A 23,099-nucleotide genomic window follows, 5' to 3' on the forward strand; every position below is an offset into this window, starting at 1 on the left:
GGTTTGTTTATCCCACTATTTGCCGGGTAGTAAGACCCATAACTCAAAATTCAGCGAAAGGAAAGCAGTTAGGTCGGATTGCCGGTAAACGCTCGATTGGTGAGGGCTGATTAAAGTTTCACTTTATAAAGAAATCGTATACAAAACCCCATTTAAAGCAAAAGAAGTACGGCCCGTTTCTTCAGAGACAACTAATATAAGTGCATCACTCTTTTCAGATAAGCCAATTGCAGCTCTGTGACGTGTTCCTAGCTCAGGATCAACTTCTGTACTTTTCGTTAAAGGAAGAATATTAGCAGCTGAGACAATATGATTATTTTTTACGAGAACGGCACCGTCATGAAGAGGGTTACCTGGATAAAATATTGATTCGAGTAATGGTGCAGTTAAATGAGCGTTTAATGTCGTTCCAGTTTGAATGAGAGCTTCAAGCGTCTCGTTTCGTTCCACAACGATAAGAGCACCATGTTTTCTGGCGCTTAAATGTTGGATAGCTGTCGTAATAAAAGATGAACTTTCCGTATAAGGTGATAAATATGCCTGAATATAGTATGTAGCTGCCAATGTTTGTACATTTGCTAACATATGATGAATATCTTCCATTTTGCATAAAATACATTCGTCTTCTTTATCGATTGCGTTCTTCATAATCGATAGTTCTTTTTCAGCAATTTCAATCATTTGCTTTGTTTGTATTTTGAGCTCTTCTGACAAGCCCCATTCGTGCATAATCCTCATTCCCTTTAGTGGAGTATTTAACAATAGTGTATACAAATATTCCTAGTAAAATCCTGCTAGATTTTATAAAATATTGAGATACAGCATGTTTTTTTCATATAATAAAGGTATGACGAGCGAGAGGAGAGAGAAGAATGAATTGGAAACAAGAATTTAGTCGCTGGCTTTCTTACGCACAATTAGATGCAGAATTAAAAGAACAGCTAGAAAATATGAAGCAAGATGAGAAGAAAATCGAGGATAGCTTTTATAAAAATCTAGAGTTTGGCACAGGTGGTATGCGTGGTGAACTTGGTGCTGGTACGAACCGTTTAAATGTATATACAGTTCGTAAAGCAACAAAAGGATTAGCAAGCTTTATTGAAAAATTAGGTGAGGAAGCGAAAAAACGCGGTGTTGTTGTAGCCTATGATTCTCGTCATAAATCACCTGAGTTCGCAATGGAAGTTGCTGCTACACTTGGTGCACGTGGTATCACAACATATGTGTTTGAAAGCTTACGTCCAACGCCAGTACTTTCTTTCGCAGTTCGTCATTTACATACAGTAAGTGGAATCGTTCTTACGGCAAGCCATAATCCGCCTGAATATAACGGATACAAAGTATACGGTGAAGATGGTGGACAGTTACCTCCAAAAGAGGCAGATGAGTTAATTAGCTACGTAAATGCAGTAGAAGATGAATTAACAGTTGAAGTCGCTGATGTAGAGCAATTAAAAGCTGACGGTTTATTACATATTATTGGACAAGAAGTAGATGATGCATATGCTGCAGAATTGAACAATGTCATCATTAATAAAGAAATGGTACAAAAGGTTGGTAAAGACTTAAAAATCGTCTTTACACCATTACACGGAACATCAAATATTTCTGTACGCCGTGGTTTAAAAGAAGTTGGATTTACAGATGTAACAGTTGTAAAAGAACAAGAGTTACCAGATCCAAACTTCTCTACAGTAAAATCACCGAACCCAGAGGAGCACGCAGCGTTTGAGTATGCAATTCGTGACGGTGAAAAGGTAGGCGCAGATGTATTAATCGCAACTGATCCTGACGCAGACCGTCTTGGTGTAGCAGTGCGTAATCATAATGGTGAGTTCCAAGTATTAACAGGAAACCAAACAGGTGCATTAATGCTTGATTACTTACTATCTCAAAAGAAAGAAAACGGAACGCTTCCAGAGAACGGTGTCGTATTAAAAACAATCGTAACGTCTGAAATTGGTCGTACAATTGCAAAAGCATACGGTTTAGATACAATTGATACGTTAACTGGATTTAAATTTATCGGTGAGAAAATTAGACAGTATGAAGAAAGTGGACAATATGAATTCCAATTCGGTTATGAGGAAAGCTATGGTTATTTAATCCGCCCATTCTGCCGTGATAAAGATGCAGTACAATCTGTTCTATTTGCATGTGAAGTAGCTGCATACTACAAATCACAAGGGAAAACGTTATATGACGGTCTATTAGAAGTATTTGAGAAGTACGGCTTCTTCCGTGAAGACCTTGTATCGTTAACGTTAAAAGGAAAAGATGGAGCGGAAAAAATCCAAGAGATGATGGCAACGTTCCGTGAGAATCCTCCGAAAGAAGTGGCGGGCTTAACAGTCGTAGCAGTTGAAGACTATAAAGCGAGCGTTGTTACATCTTTACAAGATGGACATAAAGAAGAGATTCACTTACCGAAATCAAATGTGTTAAAATATCAATTAGAGGATGGTTCATGGTTCTGCCTACGCCCATCTGGAACTGAGCCGAAGATTAAGTTTTACTTCGGTGTAAAAGATAGTTCTTTACAAAATAGTGAACAAAAGTTACTTACTATTAAAGAAGACATTATGAATCGTTTATAATACAAAGTAATTTTAAGTAGTAAGGAACAAAAGGGAGCGAAATCTCCCTTTTGTTTTATGTAGGAAATGCTTGCTATTGATTCCGACAGGAGAGAGGGTATTTTGTGATGAAAAAAGTAAGAAAAGCGATAATCCCAGCAGCTGGATTAGGAACACGTTTTTTACCAGCAACGAAAGCAATGCCGAAAGAAATGTTACCGATAGTAGATAAACCAACGATTCAATACATTGTAGAAGAAGCAGTGAAATCGGGAATCGAAGATATTATTATTGTTACTGGTAAAACAAAGCGCTCTATCGAAGATCATTTTGATAACGCATTTGAACTAGAACAAAACTTATTAGAGAAGAAAAAATATGAGTTGCTTGAAAAAGTACAAGCTTCTTCAAAAATGGTAGATATTCATTACATCCGTCAAAAAGAGCCGAAGGGACTAGGACATGCTGTTTGGTGTGCACGTAAATTCATTGGTGATGAGCCATTTGCAGTGTTACTAGGTGATGATATTGTCCAAGCTGAGAAACCGTGTTTACGTCAATTAATGGATGAGTATGAAAAAACACTTTCTTCTGTTATTGGTGTACAAACTGTTCCAGAGTCGGAAACACATCGCTATGGAATTATCGATCCATTAGAACAAGAAGGTCGTCGTTACCAAGTTCGCAATTTCGTTGAGAAACCAGCACAAGGTACAGCTCCTTCAAACTTAGCGATTATGGGGCGCTACATTTTAACGCCTGAAATCTTTATGTTCTTAGAACAGCAACATGTCGGTGCTGGTGGTGAAATTCAGTTAACAGATGCAATCCAAAGCTTAAATGAAATCCAACGTGTATTTGCCTACGATTTCGAAGGAAAGCGCTACGACGTAGGTGAAAAGCTAGGATTCGTTCAAACGACAATCGAAATGGCTCTGCAACACCCAGAATTACGTGATGACATGGTTGCGATGATGAAGAAAATTTTAGAAGAACAAGCGAATCAAGAGTCATAATAAAAAATGAGTTATTTCAGTATACTGAAATAACTCATTTTTTTATTATGAAATCGTCGAATGAGAATGCTGATAAGCAGAACGACGCACAGCATAATATATGCGAGGTGCGATAATAGCACCGATAATTGTAAATGCAATATCTTTTACTGCAAACCACATCATAATCATCCAAGCAGCTTTATAGCTCATATTACCGCCCATAAAGAGATTGACTGCCCCGTACATGTAAGTAGTACCGATTATATAAGTTAAAATAATTCCTGTGAAAGAGGCAACTGCAAATGTAATGAATGTTGGTCTTTCTTTTTGTTCTACTAGTTTTCCGGATACGTAAGCAACGATAATAAATGCGATAATAAAACCACCAGTAGGATCTAAAAGTGCTCCAAATCCAGCTTTGAAGTTAGCGAAGATTGGTGCGCCGGCTACGCCAACGAGCATATATACAGTCATGGATAAGGCACCAAGTCTACTTCCAAGAAGAAGACCTGCTAAAATTGCGAAAAATGGTTGCATAGATAATGGGATGCCTGCTACTTGAAGGAATGGTGCCCAAGATACAATATTTGCACCGATTGCCATAAGAGCAACGAACATGGCAGCTAATGCTAAATCTAAAACATGAAATCTTCTCATAATGTTAACCTCCTGTTGTTTTTAGGTTAACATTATCGTAGCGAAAATATTTACTTGTTGTCAATCAAAATATTTTGATAAGAAGGCTTTAAATAGTCTCTTAGCAACGTATATGGAATACGAAATTGCGGAATTCCACTTGAATAGGGAGCAATCTCATATAAAGGGAAATAAATGACGAGATTGTCTGGCTCTAAAAAGAAGTGGAATTTTTTCATACTCATTACTTTTTCAGTTGCATCAGGAAAATAAATGCTTTCATTTTGTTTAATTTGTCGTACAATCTCCGCACGGATTACATCTTTATATTTATCCTTTTGTTCAAATAAATCGTCTAAGTGCAGTACCTTTTTTTCGTTTAAATCGAATGTATTTGCCTTCCACGTATAAAGACCGTGTGCTCCACCAGTATATTGATAGTAATTCACATATAGGCTAAGAAAAGGTGGTTTGTTTAAAGAGACTTTATAATCAACATTTGCTACGTACGGATGAAATGGTGTACTAGATCCTTCTGTCTCTTTATAATATTTTTTTGCTTCTTTTTCTAATTTGGTTTTAAATTTGTCAGTGGATTTTTTGTAGTATAAATTGAGTTTATTTTGAAATTTAGAGTCAGAAAATTCGTGAAAAGAAGGCCTGTTTATTTGATATTCTATATAAGGTTTCTTACCTTTTTGCGTTACAGTCTTAACATCGATTGTCAGGTTAGATGCTTTGGCTGTTATTGCACAATTTGGTACAATAGTCAGCAAGGAGAACATAAGCAGTAATATACAAAATTTCTGTTTCATTTAGGTGAAGCCTCCTTATATAAGTGTTATAAGTAGTTTGAAAATAAATAGGTAAAATTATACATTTAATTAAAGTAAGAGAAGGGGGAAGCGATATGGCAAAAACTTTAATGGATTCACTTGGAATTGAGTTGTTAGAGATGACAGAAGATAAGGTGGTTGCTACGATGCCTGTTGATGAGCGTACGCATCAGCCATTTGGATTTTTACATGGTGGTGCATCGGTTGCATTAGCAGAAACAGTGGCAAGTGTTGGTTCATATAATTTAATTGATCAAGAAAAATGTATTTGTTTCGGATTAGAAATTAATGCGAACCACATTCGCTCAAAGAAAGATGGAATTGTAACAGCGATTGGAACACCAATACATAGAGGACAATCGACAATGGTTTGGGATGTTCGCATTATTGATGAAAATGATGATTTACTATGTATATCAAGATGTACAGTAGCAATTAAAGAAAAACGTGAAAAATAAAAAAGAGGCGCTCTTATGAGCAGCCTCTTTTTCTTATAATTAGAACTGGATTTTCTTCTCTAAGAAACCTTTTAGTTCGCTAATTGGCATACGAACTTGTTCCATTGTGTCACGGTCACGTACTGTAACAGCTTTGTCTTCAACTGAGTCGAAGTCGTATGTGATACAGAATGGTGTACCGATTTCGTCTTGACGACGGTAACGTTTACCGATAGAACCAGTTTCATCAAAGTCTACCATGAAGTCTTTAGCTAATTCTGCGAATACTTCAGTAGCACCTTCAGATAGCTTTTTAGATAATGGTAAGATAGCTGCTTTGTATGGTGCTAAAGCAGGGTGGAAACGAAGAACTGTACGAGAATCGTTTTCTAATTGCTCTTCTTCATATGCATCACATAAGAATGCTAATGTTACGCGGTCTGCGCCTAAAGATGGCTCGATGCAGTATGGTACGTAACGCTCATTCGTTTGTGGATCGATATAGTTAAAGTCTTCGTTTGAGTGTTCCATGTGACGTTTTAAGTCGAAGTCTGTACGAGATGCAACGCCCCAAAGTTCGCCCCAACCGAATGGGAATTTGAATTCAATGTCAGTTGTTGCATTACTGTAGTGAGATAACTCTTCTTCACCGTGGTCACGAAGACGCATGCTCTCTTCAGACATACCAAGTGAAAGTAACCAGTTTTTACAAGTTTCACGCCAGAATGCAAACCACTCTAAATCTTCACCAGGCTTACAGAAGAATTCAAGTTCCATTTGTTCAAATTCACGTGTACGGAATGTGAAGTTACCAGGTGTGATTTCGTTACGGAAACTCTTACCGATTTGGCCGATACCAAATGGAAGCTTTTTACGCATAGAGCGTTGAACGTTTTTGAAGTTTACGAAAATACCTTGTGCTGTTTCAGGACGAAGGAAGATTTCGTTTGTGCTAGACTCTGTAACACCTTGGAATGTTTTGAACATTAAGTTGAACTGACGGATTTCAGTAAATTCTTCACTACCGCAATCAGGACATTTTACTTCATGTTCTTTCATTAAGTCAGCCATTTGGTCGAAAGTAAGACCGTCAACAACCATTTCGATGCCTTTTGCATCTAAAGCATCCTCAATTAATTTGTCAGCACGGTGACGAGCTTTACATTTTTTACAGTCGATCATTGGATCGTTGAAGTTACCAACGTGACCAGAAGCGATCCAAGTTTTAGGGTTCATTAAAATAGCTGCGTCTAAACCAACGTTGTGTGGAGATTCTTGAATGAATTTTTTCCACCAAGCTTTTTTAACATTATTTTTTAATTCGATTCCAAGTGGACCGTAATCCCAAGTGTTTGCAAGACCACCGTAAATTTCAGAACCAGGGAAAACAAAACCGCGATGTTTCGCTAAGTTTACAACTTGTTCCATTGAATACATAAGAAAATCCTCCTTTTGAAAGTTAACGTATTGGCGATGACATACTCTGATACTTTGGAAACGAGCAGTATATGCTAAAAGGAACATAAAAAAAACGCTCATCCCAAGGCTTATTTGCCTAGGGACGAGCGTTTGCCCGCGGTTCCACCCTAGTTGATACACAAAAGGTGCATCCACTTTATCATGTATTGCTCGAGACTGCCGTTTCCTTGCGTCTTCAGGCTTTCACTATCCCTGAATCGCTTTTTATGCAAGTACTTATAAGTCCGTCATCGCTACTTATATTAATAATAATGAACATATTCTAACACGTTCTTTTTTAAATCTCAATAGAGGAACGCGTCTATCTATGATAGAGTCTCGCCTATTTTTTCATTATTTATTCCGTAATTTTGCTTAATATGCTTAATTGCTTCACGCTTACTTAATGGAGCGAGCTCATTGTTTTGCACGTATTCCCAAACTACGTCCTGATTTGTTTTTGCATATTCACGAAGGACCCAGCCAATTGCTTTTTGAATGAAAAATTCTTTTGAAGAATGTAGTTGTCCAATAATCCAGAAAAGAAGTTCTTCATCCATCTTTTGTTTATATTTGAGTTGGAATAAAATAGTGGCACGTTGTAACCAAATGTTATCTGATGCAATCCATTTTGGGATATAGGTAGAAATCAATTCTGGATGTTGCAAAAAGATATTACCTAAAAATGTAGGTACGATGCTATCGACAGTGTCCCACCAAGATTTTGTTACAATCAATTCTTCTAAGAAGGGGATATGTGTTTCGTTTATATGCTTTTTATATTTTTGCATAATATCAAGTGCAGCCGCTTGGAATGCACGTTCTGGTAAGTCCCAAAGTTCACGTACGATAATTTGGAAGTCTCTTTTATCTGGGAGAGTATGTATTTGAATGATGTCTTTTAATAATTGGCGTCTTTCCGGTGTTTGAATACCTAGAAATGGGAAGTGATTTTTCATATAACGAGCCATAGGTTCTGCTTTGTCAAGATTTTGATGAGCTGTAAAATGCTCTTGTAATGCTTTTACAAATGGATGCATACGTGTTTCTCCTCTCTTATTCTCTTTCTTCTCTTATTATACAAAGAGTTTGGATAAATTTTAAAACATAACTTGCAATGTAATGAAATATGTTGAAAGTAGAGAGGAGAGGATAAGATGGAGGATCAAGGCGTACTAGCAGGTTTCTTTGCTCTTAGTTTTGCGTTTATTCTTGTTATATTGATTTGGGCAATTATTTCATATTTGTTAACGGCTTTTGCACTTTATTCGATGGCGAAAAATGATGGTGCAACGGACGGGGTGCTTGCGTTTATTCCGTTTTTGAATAGTAAGACGTGGGGGGACTTAGCGAAAGATAAATTACCAGATTTTTTGAAAGAAGAAGCAGGGTGGAAAGTATTCGGCATATATGTTGCATGTTTCATTTTTAATTTCGTACCAATTATAAGTTTACTAGCAACAGCTGTATCGATTGTATTGTCCATTTATCTTATCTACGCTATTTTAGACAGATACGGAACGAACTCTATATTATTTACGATTATTCATGTAATCACATTTTCGGTGTTCTTACCGATTCACTTATTTATTATTCGAAATGAACCGGTGAGATATAAAGAGTAGATTTTTCATTTTTGTTGATAAGTAGCTATAAGTAAAAAAGCGCCCTGATTATCAGAGCGCTTTTTCTACTACATAAGGTAGCGTAAATAAATATAAATGTGAGAAATGATTAATGAAACGATCATAATTGGGAAACCGACTTTTAGGAAGTCCATGTAACTAAATTTATGTCCTTCGCGGCTCGCGATACCTGCAACGATTACGTTAGCAGAAGCTCCGATTAATGTTCCGTTTCCGCCCAGACAAGCACCTAGTGCTAATGCCCACCATAATACATCGATTTGTGCGTCAGATGGTGATAAGCCTAGCCCAACTGCCATATCGTTAATAAGTGGAATCATTGTTGCGACGAATGGGATGTTATCAATTGTTGCAGAGGCGATACCAGATACCCATAAAATAAGGATGGATGCGTAAGAAATATCTCCGCCTGTTATACCAATTACTTTTTGAGCTAACATTTTGATAAGACCGATATCGATAAGTCCTCCAACAAGTACGAATAACCCTGCGAAGAAGAAGATTGTTACCCACTCTACGCTTGCAAATACTTCTTCAATTTCATGCTCTTTCACACCAATTAACATAAGTACAGTAGCACCAGTTAAGGCGATAATAGCGGCATCGATATGGAAAATAGAATGAGTCATGAAACCTACAATTGTAAGTCCAAGTACCGTTAAAGATTTTTTCATTAATACTGGGTCTTTAATGTATTGTTTTTCATCTAAGCTCATTAATTTTTTAACTTGTACAGGATCGGCAATTAATTGTTTGCGATACATGAAGTAAAGTATTATCGCTGTAACTGCAATAATAATAATTACAATAGGTGCTAGATTCAATAGGAAAGCATTGAAGTCTAAATGCTTATTTGCAGAACCAATCATAATGTTAGGTGGATCACCAATTAATGTTGCTGTTCCTCCAATGTTTGAAAAAATAATTTCAGAAAGTAAATAAGGAACAGGATTTACTTGCAGTATGCGCGTAATAGATAAAGTAACTGGAACAACAAGAAGTACAGTTGTAACGTTATCTAAAAATGCGGAGCCAAGCGCGGTAAGTAAGGAAAGTGAAATTAAAATTTTAATTGGATTTCCTTGTGCCCCTTTTGCTGCTTTAATGGCAACGTATTGGAAGACACCTGATTTACTCGTAATGTTCACCAAAATCATCATACCGATGAGTAGCGTAATCGTTCCCCATTCAATATGTTTCGTAAAGGCGTTATGTAAATCGACGACCCCCACAATTACCATGAGTGCTGCACCAAGAAGTGCGATGACAGCGCGATTAATTTTTTCAGAAATAATAATGGCATATGTAATTAAAAAGACTGCGATAGCAAAATAATACTGCCAGTTAGCGAGTTCTTGCGTTGTTTCGTGCAAAAATCTCATCTCCTTTCATTCACTTTTTCTTAGTGTGTCAAAAATGCTCTAGAAGAAACACACATAACGTCATTATAAAGTAGGAAAATGGCGGATGTAAATGAAAGGAGAGATTTTGTCATATTTTCTGCATAGGTCATTTTTTCTTATTTTTTAAAATATTTGTGGGCATTTGACATATATATAAGATACATCCAATCTGAATATTTAAAATGGAATTAGCATTCGAGCTTGTTCGTGTAGGAGTGTCAAATAGAAAGGAATGACAAAAATGATAAGGAAGGGATCGTATGGATGAACAACGATTTTTATTTTTAGACTTTGAGTTTACGATGCCCCAGCATAGAAAGAAACCGAAAGGATTTTTTCCAGAGATTATTGAGGTAGGACTCGTTTCAGTTGCTGGCTGTAAGGTAGAAGATACGTATTCATCACATGTTAGGCCGAAAACATTTCCCTCTTTAACGGATCGATGTAAGAAGTTTTTAGGAATAAAACAAGAAGTCGTGGATAAAGGGATTTCATTTCCTGAACTCGTTAAGAAGCTTTCAGAATACGAAACGAAATGTAAACCGACAATTGTAACGTGGGGAAATATGGATATGAAAGTGCTGAAGCATAATTGTGAAATGGCAGGGATAGCTTTTCCATTCTTCGGACAGTGTCGTGATTTATCTCTTGAGTATAAGAAGTTTTTTGGAGAAAGAAATCAAACAGGATTATGGAAAGCAATTGAGGCGTATGGAAAAGTAGGGACAGGGAAGCATCATTGTGCGCTTGATGATGCAATGACGACGTACAACATTTTTAAACTAGTAGAAAAAGATAAAGAGTATTTAGTAAAACCAGCACCTCCAACATTAGGAGAACTTGTTGATTTTTCAAAAGTGTTAAAGAAAGTGAGCACACAGTAACGACCAAATTGCACATTATGTAATTTGGTCGTTTTGTTTTTTAGAGTTTGTAGTCTTTCTTTAACTGTTCTAATGTTTCTAGACTACGCTCTGCAAAAGGTGAATCATCTTCAGAAAATGAATTCATTTGAGTTTCTAATGCTAATTTTAGTGAATCTGTATAATCCGGAATTTCTCCTTCATATTTCTTCACCATTTGTTCTGGAATGTTCGTTTGCTCACGAAAAGCTAAAGCACGTCTTTCGTGGAAAAATGGTACGTCAGCTTGTTTTACGTTATGTAAGTCACCTTGCACCGGATGTTTTAAAACAGCTAATACTTTTACGACGTAACTGCCAGGGCGGCTATTTGTAACCTCACCAATGTATTTTCCTGTTTTATAAATACCAGTAACGATTTCACCAATTTCAAATGTTTCTCTCATATTTTTCACCTCAAGTTTATAGTAAGGAAAGTGAGGGAAGGAGTCAAAGAAATCCTTCGTTTTCAGAACGCCCCTTGAGAATATGGGGAGGTTGCACTATAATTTAAAATAATATAACAGAAAATTCTGATGTTTTATAAATCCTATAATAAGGAGTGTTCTATATGATGCCTTTATATTTTCCGGAAGATAAAACAGAATATATTATTCCGGGGATTGTTTGCGTTCTATTTATTATCGGTGCTATTGCCACGTGGCGCATGTTTATTCGTATATCAAAAAGAGAAGCAGACCGATTACAGAAAGTTGAAGAAAAACTATTAGCTGAAAAGAAACAGTAACTCATTTTTGTATGTTTCCTTCTATGCTCGGACAATCTAAGGGCAGAATATATTTTGGAGGGAATAAAATGAAAAAACGGCTTTTTTTCAGTTGTTGTTTACTATTTCTGATGGCAGGTTGTGACCAAGGAAAGCCGAAAGAAATTGACGTGAAATTACATAATGCTTCAGGTGATGAAGTGGGGACTGCGAAAGTAACTCAGCAAACAAGCGGAGTGAAAATTAAGATTAAAGGGGAAGGTTTCACGCCAGGCCCGCACGGCATACATGTGCACGAAATTGGTGAGTGTAAAGCACCACGATTTGAATCATCTGGGAATCATTTTAATCCTGATAATAAAAAGCATGGACTCCTTAATCCGAAGGGTGCAGAAAACGGTGATTTACCGAACGTAGTTGCAGATGGTTCTGGAAAGATTAAAGCAGAAATCGATGCACCTCACATTACACTTGAAGAAGGGAAAACGACGATTCATAGAAAAGATGGAGCGTCTATTATTATTACAGAAAACCCTGATGATGGTATGACACAACCGACAGGTAAATCAGGGGATCGAATTGCTTGTGGCGTAATTGTAAAAAAAGCATCGGATATGAAGAAAAAGTAAAAGCTACCGTGAATGGTAGCTTTCTTTGTGAAATGTAATTGAAAATATATCAGCGATTATTGGAATATATCGACTGTAACTCAAATTATATCGGCGATTATTGGAATATATCGACCGTAACTTGAAATATATCGATTTACCGACAAAATATGACAAAGGAGTCTGCCCTAAGAATGATTCGGGACAGACTCCTTTCTTATTATGAAAACGTATGACGCAGTCTGTTTAAAATTTCTTCTAAAACAGATCGTGGACAGCCGATGTTAATTCGAATATGTTCTTCGCCACCTAACCCGTATTTCTCACCAGGTTCAACGATGATTTTTCCTTTTTCCTCAAGTAGTGCGGTACGCTCGTTTTGAGAAAGCTTTAGACGAGAACAATCAATCCATAATAAAAAGCTACCTTCTGGCTTCGTTACGGAAAGAGCAGGTATGTGAGTTTTAATATATTCACAAGCAAATTGAGCATTATCTTCTATATATAATCGAATTTCGTTTAGCCAATCATTACATTCTGTATAGGCGCTTTGCATTGCTGTATAAGCGAAGATATTTAACCCGTGGAAGCCTTGTCTATACTGGATGGCTGTAAAGGCATGACGGAGCTTTTCGTTTGGAATGATAATGATCGACGCTTGTAATCCAGCGATATTAAATGTTTTACTTGGAGCCATGCAAGTGATAGTGCGCTCTGCTAATTCTTCAGATAAGGAAGCGAACGGTGTATGTGTATGGTCTGCATAAATGATATCGGAATGAATTTCATCTGCCACAACGATTACGTCATATTTAGTACATAACGATCCGAGCTGCACAAGTTCCTCTTTCGTCCAAACGCGTCCGATTGGGTTATGAGGGCTACAAAGAAGCAAGAGTTTGATGCCTTGCTGAAACTGCTTTTCTAAATGCTTGAAGTCTATCACATATGTATCATTTTGTTTCTGTAATGGACTCACGCATAACTGCCTGTTGTTTGTTGTGACCATTTCGAAAAATGGAGGATAAATAGGTGGTTGTACGAGAACAGATTCGTTTTCTTTGGTGAAAGCCTGTATGCTCGTACTAAGAGCTGGAACGATTCCGGCGCTAAAGACAATCCATTCTTTTTGAATATCCCAGTTGTATTGTTGTTTTGTCCAGTTACAAATAATATCTCCAATATTTTCGGGAGGAAGTGTATAGCCAAAAATCGGATGTTCGATTCGTTGTTTTAAGGCAGTTTGAATTGGTTTTGGTACTTCAAAATCCATATCAGCAATCCAAGCATGGATAAGTTCTTCGTTTTTATATGTATCCCATTTTATACTATGCGTTCCACGTCGATTGATTGCTTTATGAAATAGTTGCATAAGTTTGCTCCCTTCTTCTGTAAAACCAATAAGTTATGAAAGTTCTCTCTCTTCTTATAGAATAGCTGATGTGATAGGATAAAGAAAAGTATTAAAAAGTGAAAAGGCGGGAAGCGAATGGGTACATATGAAAAGATGACAGAGGTTGTGAAGAATTGGGATCCGTTTCAAATGGGACCGGAGTTTTATGAAACAGAAGCGAGCGATGTTGTGAGCGTCATAAGTGTGTTTGACGATCCAAAATATATCGCAAAGAAGATTCAACATATATACTTTATGTCTTTTGAGGAAGTACCTGCGCTTGAAAAATGTGAGAAATTAGCTGTGGAATTACTTGTAATAAAAGAAGGCGGAAGCTGTTCATTATAGGCTGTCGGGATTTCCGACAGCCTTTTTTATATTATCCCGCTATCTGCTGGGTAGTAAGACCTTCACCTCAAAATTTAGCGGAAGCAAAGAAGTTAGGTGGAGGCTGATTAAAGTTTCATTTTATTGCGCGGAAAAAGCGATAATTTCTTCATAAACATGTTCAGGCTTTTCTTCAGGTAGTAAATGTCCTGTATTTTCGTAAGAAATAAATTTTGAATTCGGTAAATCTTTGTGTAGACGATGACCTACATGTACAGGGACGACGCGGTCTTTTTCACCCCAAATGAGTAGGATAGGTGTTTCGATTTTTTGTAATTCAGTTGAAGATAAGTCACCTTCACGGTCTCGTATCATGCGAGTTAAAGCGGGAAATATACGGTCGTCATAAAAAGGAGCGGAGTAACCTTTTTTCATTTCATCGTCAATTAATGAGTGATCATGAACGACATTCATTAAGTTATGAACAATGCCGCGCCTTATAATCCAGTTCTTTACGTATAAATGAAAGAACGGTAAATAAGAAGAGTATAGTAAAGGTAAGGTTGCGCGCGCTAAATAGCTCGAGCTACATAGTAAAATCGTCTTTGAAATGAGTTCAGGACGTATACGGTTTACATAGAGAGAAATTTGCCCACCCATAGAATGCCCAACTAATACAATGTTTGAGAGAGATAAATGTTCAATTAAATCAATAATAATCGTTGCTAAATTGTGATAAGAATACTTAAACAGATGAGACTTATCACTTTTTCCGAACGGTGGCAAATCAAGAGCAATGACTGTTCCTTCCTTCGATAGTAAAGGAATTAGACGGCGGTAACTGAATGAGGAAGATAAAAAGCCGTGAACGAGTATGAAAGTAGGACGTTCTGTTTTATTATCATGTTCATACAATTCGTAATGAACAGTAGTGCCGCGAGTGGAAAAAGTGAAATAAGGACAAGTATATTTATGATTCATTTTTTGTCACTCCATTGATTTTTGTTCATATCATCTCCAAGGAAGAAGAAAATATGTTAACAAAAAAAGGCAAGATGACGATGTCATCTTGCCTTTCGTTTATTCAGTATTACCCGCGAACAATATTAGGCGGTGTTTTTCCTTGTAACCCTGCAACTAAATTTTCAGCGGCGGTCATGGCCATTTGCTGACGAGTTTTTAATGTTGCAGATCCGATATGTGGTAAAGTCACAACATTTTGTAATGATAAGAGTGGATTATCTTTTTGAATCGGCTCTTGTGTAAATGTATCGATACCTGCTGCAAAGATTTTCTTTTCTGTTAAAGCATGGATTAACGCTTTTTCATCTACTGTTTTGCCGCGAGAAGCATTAATGAAGATTGCTGTGTCTTTCATTAATGAAAATTCCTTTTCTCCGATAAGGTGATATGTTTCATCTGTTAATGGAGTAAGAAGAACAATAAAGTCAGACTGATTCAGTAGCGTCTGTAAATCACAATATGTAGCATCGAATTTTTGTTCAGCTTCTTCTTTACGACGGCGGTTATAGTAAAGAACATTCATATCAAATCCGAATTTTGCTCGTTTTGCAACGGCTTCTCCAATTCGGCCCATACCGATAATACCAATTGTGCTATGGTGTACATCTAGTCCGAAGTGTTCTTTTCCGATTTCAGCGTTCCATTCACCATTTTTCACGTAAGAATCGAGTTCGCAAACGCGGCGCCCAGCTGATAGCATAAGGGCGAAAACGAGATCAGCTACTGTATCATCTAATACGTATGGTGTATTTGTTCCGATAACATTTCGGTTTTTCATCGCTTGTAAATCAAAATTATCGTAACCGACAGAAATGTTGCTCACTACTTTTAAGTTAGGAGCTACTGTCAGTAATTCTTCATTAATAGCAGATCCGAAATTTAATAACCCATCTTTATCTTGTATTTTCTCTAATAGAATATCACGAGGTACTTTCTCATTTTGATCCCATTTTTCATAATCACAGTGTTCTGATAAATAGTTTTCTACAAATGTTGGAACTGGTTCAGCAATATAAACTTTTGGTTTCACGGTTCCATCCCCTTTCGCTTTATCCCGCATTTTTCCGCTGATTAAAGTTTCACTTTATTTTGACATAATTCAATAGAAAAATCTTCTTTTCAAACTTGAAAGGGTATTTGTATAATTTAGACACAAACGAAAAGGAAGGATGATTTATATGGTGACAGAAAAAGAATTAGAATTATTAGCTTGTCTTGAAAAGAGTAGTCGATTATCTGTAGATACATTAGCGAAGCTGTTAAATATAGAAGTAGAAGAAGTAAAGAAGATGGTTGCGAGATTAGAAAATGAAAAGATTATTGTGGATTATGTAACACATATCGATTGGACGAAAGTGAAAGAACATACAGGTTTAACGGCAATGATCGATGTGAAAGTTACGCCAAAGCATGGCGTTGGATTTGATGCGGTTGCTGAGCAAATTTATCGTTATTCAGAAGTGAAATCCGTTTATTTAATGTCAGGGACATATGATCTTTCTATTACATTAGAAGGGAAAACGATGGGGGAAGTAGCGATGTTTGTTTCTGAGAAATTAGCAACAATTGAATCTGTCGTTTCTACAACTACTCATTTCATTTTGAAGAAGTATAAACATGAGGGTGTTATTTATGAAAAAGACGATGATGATAAGCGAATTGTGGTGACACCATGAAGCAATTTGAACTATCTAGATCAGCAGAATCTTTAAAACCATCTGGTATTCGAAAATTTTTTGATTTAGCAGCAAATATGAAAGGTGTTATCTCCCTCGGGGTAGGAGAGCCAGATTTTGTTACCCCTTGGAATGTAAGGCAAGCATGTATTCGTTCTTTGGAACAAGGGTATACGTCATATACAGCAAATGCAGGATTATTAGAGCTCCGTCAAGAAATAGCAAAGTATCTAAAAAAACAATTTGCAGTATCTTATGACCCAAGTGATGAAATCATTGTTACAGTTGGAGCGAGCCAGGCGTTAGATGTAGCGATGCGCGCCATTATAAATCCTGATGATGAAGTGCTCATTATTGAACCAAGCTTCGTTTCTTATGCACCACTTGTGACATTAGCTGGAGGAGTTCCGGTTCCTGTGGCGACTACTTTAGAAAACGAGTTTAAAGTACTACCAGAACAGATTGAAGCAGTTATTACAGCGAAAACAAAGGCGATTTTGCTTTGTTCACCAAATAACCCGACAGGTGCAATGCTAAATAAATCCGAGCTTGAAGAAATAGCAGTGATTGTTGAGAAGTACAATCTAATTGTATTATCTGATGAAATTTATGCAGAGCTTGTATACGACGAAGTATATACAAGTTTCGCGAGTATTAAAAATATGCGTGAGCATACGATTTTAATTTCGGGATTTTCAAAAGGGTTTGCGATGACAGGATGGCGTCTCGGTATGATTGCAGCTCCTGTTCAATTTTCAGAATTAATGCTCAAAATCCATCAGTATTCAATGATGTGTGCACCGACGATGTCTCAGTTTGCAGCACTTGAGGCGTTACGCGCAGGGAACGATGAAGTGATTCGAATGAGAGATAGTTATAAGAAGCGTCGTAACTTCATGACGAAATCTTTCAATGAAATGGGCTTAACGTGTCTTGTGCCAGGCGGAGCATTTTATGTTTTCCCTTCTATATCTTCAACAGGATTATCTTCAGCGGAATTTGCAGAACAGTTATTGCTGGAAGAAAAAGTGGCTGTTGTCCCTGGTACCGTATTTGGCGAAAGTGGTGAAGGTTTTATTCGTTGTTCTTATGCAACATCGCTTGAACAACTTATGGAAGCAGTGAAGAGAATGGAACGGTTTGTAGAGAATAAAAAAAGGACAAAACGTAATACGTTTTGTCCATAAAAGGGGGGGAATACTAGAAAGCCATGTGTTAGTAGTCTATCCCAATATTGGATAATTATACTCCTTTAAGGGAAATTTTTCATGAATTTTGAATGAGTTCTGTCATAGTGGTATAATTTACTAATATAAGGTATACGCATTCTAGATAACGTTATCTAGAATGCGTACTAACCAATCGGATATTTAAAATAAATATATCTGCTTTGCTCTCTATAATTGTAGAGAGAATGGTAAACGTATGGGAGTGTTTCATATGTCAGAACAATATACAACAGGAGTGGTTGTAACAGGGAAAGTGACTGGAATTCAAGATTACGGTGCGTTTGTAGCGTTAGATGCAGAAACACAAGGGCTTGTGCATATATCTGAAATTACAAATGGATATGTAAAGGATATTCATGACTTTTTAAAGGTCGGCGATACAGTAGAAGTAAAGGTACTTTCAATTGATGAAGAGCACAGAAAAATGAGTTTATCGTTAAAAGCGGCGAAAAGAAAACAAGGAAGGATTCTTATACCGAACCCATCTGAAAACGGATTTAATACGCTGCGAGAAAAGTTGGCAGAATGGATTGAAGAGTCCGAGTTAACAAAGTAAAAGAGGAACGCATATGAGCGTTCCTCTTTTACTTTATCTTATGATATATATTTGCAAATATGATTGCATGCAATCATATTCGTATGTCGGAGGTGAAAGGACATACTGATTATCGAATTTCGTTTGTTTCTGGGTGCGTACCAAGATTTTCAGATGGTTTAAACAGTAAACCAAGGTTGATAAGCCCAGATATACCAACGATGCCGTAAATAATACGTGCAAGAGCTGAATTTTGTCCACCGAAAATGGCTGCTACTAAGTCAAACTGGAAAAACCCGATTAGTCCCCAGTTCACAGCGCCAATTACAGTAAAGACTAATGCGATACGTTGTAAAGTACTCATGAAAAAGCCCCCCTTAATTGTGAAGCATGAGCAAGCGATGAGTTAATTAACTCTTTTATAGAATGGGGTAGTTATGTTGTTTTTATACATAAAAAATGTTTGAAAGAAGATGTATATACATCTATACCGAAAAATGCGAATTTTTATGCAAAAAATGAACTTTTTCTAAAAAATATATATTGGTTACGTTTACAATGTTTGAATCGCTTGATTTACAACTTCAGTTTCGCTAAAGTGAATACAGAAATACATATCCATAATTGGAGGGAAAAAGATGAGTACACATGTAACGTTCGACTATTCTAAAGCGTTATCCTTCATCGGTGAACATGAAATCACTTATTTACGTGATGCAGTGAAAGTAACACATCACGCAATCCACGAAAAAACTGGAGCTGGGAACGATTTCCTTGGGTGGGTAGACCTTCCGCTTCAATATGACAAAGAAGAATTTGCTCGCATTCAAAAATGCGCAGAAAAAATTAAAAATGACTCTGACATTTTACTTGTTGTAGGTATCGGTGGTTCTTACTTAGGAGCACGTGCAGCAATCGAAATGTTAAACCATTCTTTCTACAACACGCTTTCTAAAGAACAACGTAAAACTCCACAAGTGCTATTTGTTGGACAAAACATTAGCTCCACTTACATGAAAGATTTAATGGACGTATTAGAAGGTAAAGACTTCTCTATTAACGTTATTTCCAAATCAGGTACAACAACAGAGCCAGCACTAGCATTCCGTATCTTCCGTAAGTTATTAGAAGAAAAGTATGGAAAAGAAGAAGCTCGCAAACGTATTTATGCAACTACAGATAAAGCGCGTGGTGCATTAAAAACATTAGCTGATAACGAAGGTTACGAAACATTTGTTATTCCAGATGATGTTGGAGGTCGTTTCTCTGTATTAACGCCAGTTGGTTTATTACCAATCGCAGTAAGTGGCTTAAATATTGAAGAGATGATGAAAGGTGCAGCTGCTGGTCGTGATGACTTCGGAACATCAGAACTAGAAGAAAATCCAGCTTACCAATATGCAGTAGTTCGTAACGCTTTATACAATAAAGGAAAAACAATTGAAATGCTTGTTAACTATGAACCAGCACTTCAATACTTCGCTGAGTGGTGGAAACAGTTATTTGGTGAAAGTGAAGGAAAAGATCAAAAAGGTATTTTCCCATCTTCAGCAAACTTCTCAACTGATTTACACTCATTAGGTCAATACGTTCAAGAAGGTCGTCGTGACTTATTTGAAACAGTCCTTAAAGTAGGTAAATCTACACATGAACTAACAATCGAATCAGAAGAAAACGATTTAGACGGATTAAACTACCTTGCTGGTGAAACTGTAGACTTCGTAAACACAAAAGCATACGAAGGTACATTACTTGCACATAGCGACGGGGGAGTACCAAACTTAATCGTCAATATTCCTGAATTAAATGAGTACACATTCGGTTACCTTGTATACTTCTTCGAAAAAGCATGTGCGATGAGCGGCTACTTATTAGGCGTGAATCCATTTGACCAACCTGGAGTAGAAGCATATAAGAAAAACATGTTTGCTTTACTTGGTAAACCAGGATTTGAAGAATTAAAAGCAGAATTAGAAGAGCGTTTAAAATAATAAAAAGCGACCGGATTCCGGTCGCTTTTTATTATTTTATCGAAAAGTCCATCAGTATATTCAAACTAAAGTGGGTATGCTAAAGGAAAAGTCTAGGAGGGATGGGCTTGATTCCGATTCAATCAAATTTAGAAGGACGTACATATGCGTTATATAAATTAGAAGAGATTATGAAACCACTTGGATATAGCATTGGTGGTAATTGGGATTATGATAAAGGATGCTTCGATTACAAAATCGATGAAGAAGATGGGTATCAATTTTTACGAGTGCCATTTACAGCCATTGATGGAGAACTAGATGTACCAGGCGTAATAGTTCGTCTTGGAACGCCGTATATTCTTTCGCACGTATATCAAGACGAACTAGATGATAATGTGAATACTTTAACAGCTGGAACAAGTGGAATGGATCAATTTGCTGAGCCGAAAGATCCAGATGGAGATGTGAAAAGAAAATATATCAATATTGGGAAAGTGCTCATGCAAGAATTAGAGCGTCATTTTACTAATGGTGAATAACAATGAGTATGTCGCTTTCAATGAGAACAAAGGAATGAACTGGATTAATCATATATTGTTCGTCGCGCTTTATACCTAGTAAGAGAATGTTTTGCTTTAAAAGAGTATAGCTACAATTGGCAAAAGTTTGTCCGGTGCAGGACGATGGAAGCTCCATCAGTTGTAATTTATTATCAGAGATTTCGTCGTAAAGTGAAAATAGTACACCTGAAATGGAAGGGAATAAAAGAGAAGCGGTAAATACATAGCTCGTTAATTTATTTCCTTCTATAATTTCTGACGCGCCAGCTCTCGTTGCATTTTGTATTTGTTCAGAAGTAAGAAGTTCAGCGATGCAGTGAATGTTTGGGTTGAGCCCTTTTGCAGTTAAAATATTTAAAATGGACTGTGTATCCGCTAAGCTTTCATTTTTTTCTTTATCCGCTGTTATTAATATGGTGTGTGCCGTTGCAATATTAGCCTTTAATAAAGTTTGATCGTGATGCGGACAACCTTTTATAAATTCTAAATGATGAAATGGTTTTGGAAGTAAAGAAAGTGTTTCATCAATTAAAACGATATCAAGGTTTGGTTGTAATACGTGCATTTGCTTTACAACATGTTTTGCGCGCTCATTCCAGCCAACGATAATCATATGACCGTTAGAAGTAGCGGCTTCTTCACCTTTAATTTTCATATATTGTTTACTAATCATCTCGGTAGCAAACAGCACCATATAATAAGAACAAAAGCCAGTTCCTAATAAAATAATACTTATACCTATTAGTTTTCCTATCGTCGTATGGGGAGCAAAGTCGCCATATCCAACTGTAAAAATGGTAACGATTGACCACCAAATTCCGTCAAACCATGTAGTGAAATGAAAAGGTTCTAATCTATGTATAAGAAAACCGGAAAAAGCAGTCAGTACAATAATAAAACAAATTAAACGAAAAATAATGGAATCACGAAATGTATCTACTAAATTCGGACGGGATTTCAATTGCCTATTCCTCCTTACTTTGTAGGACTACATTCATTGTTGCCATTATAGAAAAAAGAAAAACTCTCTAATTAAAGAGAGTTTGTTTTACGTTACATACTTTCCACTTCAGTTTGTTGGACACTTTCAAGATGCTGGAGAGCATAGTAAACATCAGCGGTATGTCTTTTTTGATCAATGGACAGTTTAAGATGTAAATAGTGAGAACCGTTTTCTAATGTTTTAAGCTTCATATTCTTAACTTTTATATCCATTTCTTTTATTTCTTCAATTACGATTGGGATATTGTCCATATTTCGTACAACAAGTTTCACAGCGATATCACGTTGACGAAATGATCTAGGGCCTACATATTTCATTGCGAGTGGTATAAGTTCGACACTAATCATAAGGAAACACATTCCGAATATCGCTTCAATATAGAATCCGGCCCCAACAGCAATACCAATACCAGAAGCACCCCAGATCATAGCGGCAGTCGTGAGCCCTGCAATGCTATCGTTGCCTCTTCTTAAAATTACGCCAGCACCTAAAAAACCAATTCCTGATACAATTTGAGCGGCAAGTCGAAGTGGATCCATATTCATATGATCGGTATGTGGTAAGTTATAAGCTGCTTTAATAGAAACAATCGTTAGGAGGCAACTAATAATAGAAATAACTAAACACGTTTTTAAACCAAGTGGTTTCCGTTTTAATTCGCGTTCTAAACCAATGGCAAATCCTAAAATAGCCGAGAGACCTAGTTTGATTAATAAATCGGTATAGTCCATATATATTCCTCCTTGTATGATATGCTATATGAATAAAACGCTTATTATAGAAAGAAACGTCTTTTGATAGAGTAACTTTATATAAAATATATGTAGGAATTGCTCATACATGAAAGAGATATTTCGTTTAAGTATATGATATAAAAAAAGAAATGTGGGCAGTTTTAAAAAAAGTTTATAAAAGGTGTTGCATTTCATTTTTCACCATGATATATTAATAACCGTCGCTGATGCGGAAACGCAGAAAACGACAAAAAAGAAATTGAAAAACTTAGTTGACATCGAAAAACGAAGATGTTAACATAAGGAAGCCGCAAATGAGCGACCAAGTAGTTCTTTGAAAACTGAACGAAACAAACAACGTGAAACGTCAATTTTTATTTTAGATGCTAGACAAACTAACTTTATTGGAGAGTTTGATCC

26 protein-coding genes are annotated in these 23,099 nt (G+C 36.6%); 13 read left to right on the forward strand and 13 right to left on the reverse strand.

Translation table 11 applies throughout. The features are described 5' to 3' along the window. Window positions 1-123: 123 nt before the first annotated feature. Window positions 124-729: a sporulation-specific diadenylate cyclase CdaS gene (gene cdaS, locus ACS2CR_RS24400; RefSeq protein WP_053514383.1), complete on the reverse strand. Its 606-nt coding sequence runs from the start codon at window positions 727-729 to the stop codon at window positions 124-126. Between the two features lie 143 nt (window positions 730-872). On the opposite strand from cdaS, the gene ACS2CR_RS24405 reads away from it, so the two are divergent. Further along, window positions 873-2,597, forward strand: a complete 1,725-nt coding sequence (locus ACS2CR_RS24405) for a phospho-sugar mutase (RefSeq protein WP_053514384.1) — start codon at window positions 873-875, stop codon at window positions 2,595-2,597. Between the two features lie 107 nt (window positions 2,598-2,704). Continuing rightward, window positions 2,705-3,592 carry a UTP--glucose-1-phosphate uridylyltransferase GalU gene (gene galU, locus ACS2CR_RS24410; protein ID WP_002097988.1) on the forward strand — a complete coding sequence of 296 codons (888 nt, stop codon included), beginning with the start codon at window positions 2,705-2,707 and terminating at the stop codon, window positions 3,590-3,592. Between the two features lie 45 nt (window positions 3,593-3,637). Here the strand turns inward: galU and ACS2CR_RS24415 are convergent, their stop codons facing one another. Further along, window positions 3,638-4,231, reverse strand: coding sequence for a biotin transporter BioY (locus tag ACS2CR_RS24415; RefSeq protein ID WP_016118807.1), 594 nt, complete (start codon window positions 4,229-4,231; stop codon window positions 3,638-3,640). A gap of 50 nt (window positions 4,232-4,281) precedes the next feature. Continuing rightward, a complete protein-coding gene (locus tag ACS2CR_RS24420; protein WP_000810318.1) occupies window positions 4,282-5,025 on the reverse strand; it encodes a DUF3298 and DUF4163 domain-containing protein in 744 nt (247 codons plus the stop codon). 95 nt (window positions 5,026-5,120) lie between these two features. Between ACS2CR_RS24420 and ACS2CR_RS24425 the strand changes: the two genes are divergently transcribed. After that, window positions 5,121-5,504: a hotdog fold thioesterase gene (locus ACS2CR_RS24425; protein ID WP_001140612.1), complete on the forward strand. Its 384-nt coding sequence runs from the start codon at window positions 5,121-5,123 to the stop codon at window positions 5,502-5,504. 39 nt (window positions 5,505-5,543) lie between these two features. On the opposite strand, the gene ACS2CR_RS24430 is transcribed toward ACS2CR_RS24425, so the two are convergent. Beyond that, window positions 5,544-6,920, reverse strand: a complete 1,377-nt coding sequence (locus ACS2CR_RS24430) for a glycine--tRNA ligase (protein WP_000287147.1) — start codon at window positions 6,918-6,920, stop codon at window positions 5,544-5,546. 347 nt (window positions 6,921-7,267) lie between these two features. Beyond that, the gene (locus ACS2CR_RS24435) at window positions 7,268-7,981 is read right to left on the reverse strand and encodes a DNA alkylation repair protein (RefSeq protein WP_153602746.1); all 714 of its coding nucleotides are present in this window, start codon (window positions 7,979-7,981) and stop codon (window positions 7,268-7,270) included. Window positions 7,982-8,098: 117 nt separating this feature from the next. Here ACS2CR_RS24435 and ACS2CR_RS24440 point away from each other — a divergent pair, with 117 nt between their 5' ends. Beyond that, window positions 8,099-8,566: a hypothetical protein gene (locus tag ACS2CR_RS24440; RefSeq protein ID WP_000390061.1), complete on the forward strand. Its 468-nt coding sequence runs from the start codon at window positions 8,099-8,101 to the stop codon at window positions 8,564-8,566. A gap of 68 nt (window positions 8,567-8,634) precedes the next feature. Here ACS2CR_RS24440 and ACS2CR_RS24445 read toward each other — a convergent pair whose 3' ends face one another. After that, window positions 8,635-9,960: an ArsB/NhaD family transporter gene (locus ACS2CR_RS24445; RefSeq protein WP_000545231.1), complete on the reverse strand. Its 1,326-nt coding sequence runs from the start codon at window positions 9,958-9,960 to the stop codon at window positions 8,635-8,637. Window positions 9,961-10,250: 290 nt separating this feature from the next. On the opposite strand from ACS2CR_RS24445, the gene kapD reads away from it, so the two are divergent. Next, entirely contained in the window at window positions 10,251-10,874 is a 624-nt protein-coding gene (kapD, locus tag ACS2CR_RS24450) for a 3'-5' exonuclease KapD (protein WP_000344358.1), read from the forward strand. Between the two features lie 40 nt (window positions 10,875-10,914). Here kapD and ACS2CR_RS24455 read toward each other — a convergent pair whose 3' ends face one another. Continuing rightward, on the reverse strand, window positions 10,915-11,298 hold the full coding sequence (locus ACS2CR_RS24455) for a kinase-associated lipoprotein B (protein ID WP_001209340.1): 384 nt from the start codon (window positions 11,296-11,298) through the stop codon (window positions 10,915-10,917). Window positions 11,299-11,462: 164 nt separating this feature from the next. Here ACS2CR_RS24455 and ACS2CR_RS24460 point away from each other — a divergent pair, with 164 nt between their 5' ends. Further along, window positions 11,463-11,639, forward strand: a complete 177-nt coding sequence (locus ACS2CR_RS24460; RefSeq protein WP_000982755.1) for a hypothetical protein — start codon at window positions 11,463-11,465, stop codon at window positions 11,637-11,639. 68 nt (window positions 11,640-11,707) lie between these two features. Next, window positions 11,708-12,247: a superoxide dismutase [Cu-Zn] gene (gene sodC / locus ACS2CR_RS24465; RefSeq protein WP_000746503.1), complete on the forward strand. Its 540-nt coding sequence runs from the start codon at window positions 11,708-11,710 to the stop codon at window positions 12,245-12,247. A 199-nt stretch (window positions 12,248-12,446) separates the two neighbouring features. Here sodC and ACS2CR_RS24470 read toward each other — a convergent pair whose 3' ends face one another. After that, the gene (locus tag ACS2CR_RS24470; protein WP_001175817.1) at window positions 12,447-13,598 is read right to left on the reverse strand and encodes a MalY/PatB family protein; all 1,152 of its coding nucleotides are present in this window, start codon (window positions 13,596-13,598) and stop codon (window positions 12,447-12,449) included. A 117-nt stretch (window positions 13,599-13,715) separates the two neighbouring features. On the opposite strand from ACS2CR_RS24470, the gene ACS2CR_RS24475 reads away from it, so the two are divergent. Beyond that, the gene (locus ACS2CR_RS24475) at window positions 13,716-13,967 is read left to right on the forward strand and encodes a YugE family protein (RefSeq protein WP_053514388.1); all 252 of its coding nucleotides are present in this window, start codon (window positions 13,716-13,718) and stop codon (window positions 13,965-13,967) included. A 120-nt stretch (window positions 13,968-14,087) separates the two neighbouring features. Here the strand turns inward: ACS2CR_RS24475 and ACS2CR_RS24480 are convergent, their stop codons facing one another. Together ACS2CR_RS24480 and ACS2CR_RS24485 are read right to left on the reverse strand one after the other, a co-directional pair. Then, entirely contained in the window at window positions 14,088-14,927 is an 840-nt protein-coding gene (locus ACS2CR_RS24480) for an alpha/beta fold hydrolase (protein ID WP_001015858.1), read from the reverse strand. 109 nt (window positions 14,928-15,036) lie between these two features. Further along, complete coding sequence (locus tag ACS2CR_RS24485) at window positions 15,037-16,029, reverse strand: 2-hydroxyacid dehydrogenase (protein WP_002005894.1); 993 nt, start codon at window positions 16,027-16,029, stop codon at window positions 15,037-15,039. A 118-nt stretch (window positions 16,030-16,147) separates the two neighbouring features. Here ACS2CR_RS24485 and ACS2CR_RS24490 point away from each other — a divergent pair, with 118 nt between their 5' ends. The 3 genes from ACS2CR_RS24490 to yugI all read left to right on the forward strand — a co-directional run bounded on the left by ACS2CR_RS24490 (window position 16,148) and on the right by yugI (window position 18,430). Next, on the forward strand, window positions 16,148-16,645 hold the full coding sequence (locus ACS2CR_RS24490; protein WP_000255696.1) for an Lrp/AsnC family transcriptional regulator: 498 nt from the start codon (window positions 16,148-16,150) through the stop codon (window positions 16,643-16,645). After that, the gene (locus tag ACS2CR_RS24495; RefSeq protein WP_153602745.1) at window positions 16,642-17,832 is read left to right on the forward strand and encodes an aminotransferase; all 1,191 of its coding nucleotides are present in this window, start codon (window positions 16,642-16,644) and stop codon (window positions 17,830-17,832) included. Before ACS2CR_RS24490 ends, ACS2CR_RS24495 begins: the two co-directional genes overlap by 4 nt. 253 nt (window positions 17,833-18,085) lie before the next feature. Then, window positions 18,086-18,430: a S1 domain-containing post-transcriptional regulator GSP13 gene (yugI, locus tag ACS2CR_RS24500; protein ID WP_000003764.1), complete on the forward strand. Its 345-nt coding sequence runs from the start codon at window positions 18,086-18,088 to the stop codon at window positions 18,428-18,430. 109 nt (window positions 18,431-18,539) lie between these two features. Here the strand turns inward: yugI and ACS2CR_RS24505 are convergent, their stop codons facing one another. Then, entirely contained in the window at window positions 18,540-18,773 is a 234-nt protein-coding gene (locus ACS2CR_RS24505) for a DUF378 domain-containing protein (RefSeq protein WP_000105788.1), read from the reverse strand. Between the two features lie 274 nt (window positions 18,774-19,047). On the opposite strand from ACS2CR_RS24505, the gene ACS2CR_RS24510 reads away from it, so the two are divergent. Both ACS2CR_RS24510 and ACS2CR_RS24515 read left to right on the forward strand, forming a co-directional pair. Further along, a complete protein-coding gene (locus ACS2CR_RS24510; protein WP_000103658.1) occupies window positions 19,048-20,400 on the forward strand; it encodes a glucose-6-phosphate isomerase in 1,353 nt (450 codons plus the stop codon). A gap of 107 nt (window positions 20,401-20,507) precedes the next feature. After that, entirely contained in the window at window positions 20,508-20,921 is a 414-nt protein-coding gene (locus ACS2CR_RS24515; protein WP_000612334.1) for a YugN-like family protein, read from the forward strand. Here the strand turns inward: ACS2CR_RS24515 and ACS2CR_RS24520 are convergent. Then, window positions 20,908-21,903, reverse strand: coding sequence for a potassium channel family protein (locus tag ACS2CR_RS24520; protein WP_016110869.1), 996 nt, complete (start codon window positions 21,901-21,903; stop codon window positions 20,908-20,910). The genes ACS2CR_RS24515 and ACS2CR_RS24520 overlap by 14 nt on opposite strands. Window positions 21,904-21,995: 92 nt before the next feature. Next, window positions 21,996-22,676, reverse strand: coding sequence for an MgtC/SapB family protein (locus ACS2CR_RS24525; protein ID WP_000386676.1), 681 nt, complete (start codon window positions 22,674-22,676; stop codon window positions 21,996-21,998). Window positions 22,677-23,099 lie beyond the last annotated feature (423 nt).

The sequence above is a fragment of the Bacillus cereus group sp. BceL291 genome (assembly GCF_051776705.1).
Classification (GTDB): Bacteria; Bacillota; Bacilli; order Bacillales; family Bacillaceae_G; genus Bacillus_A; species Bacillus_A cereus.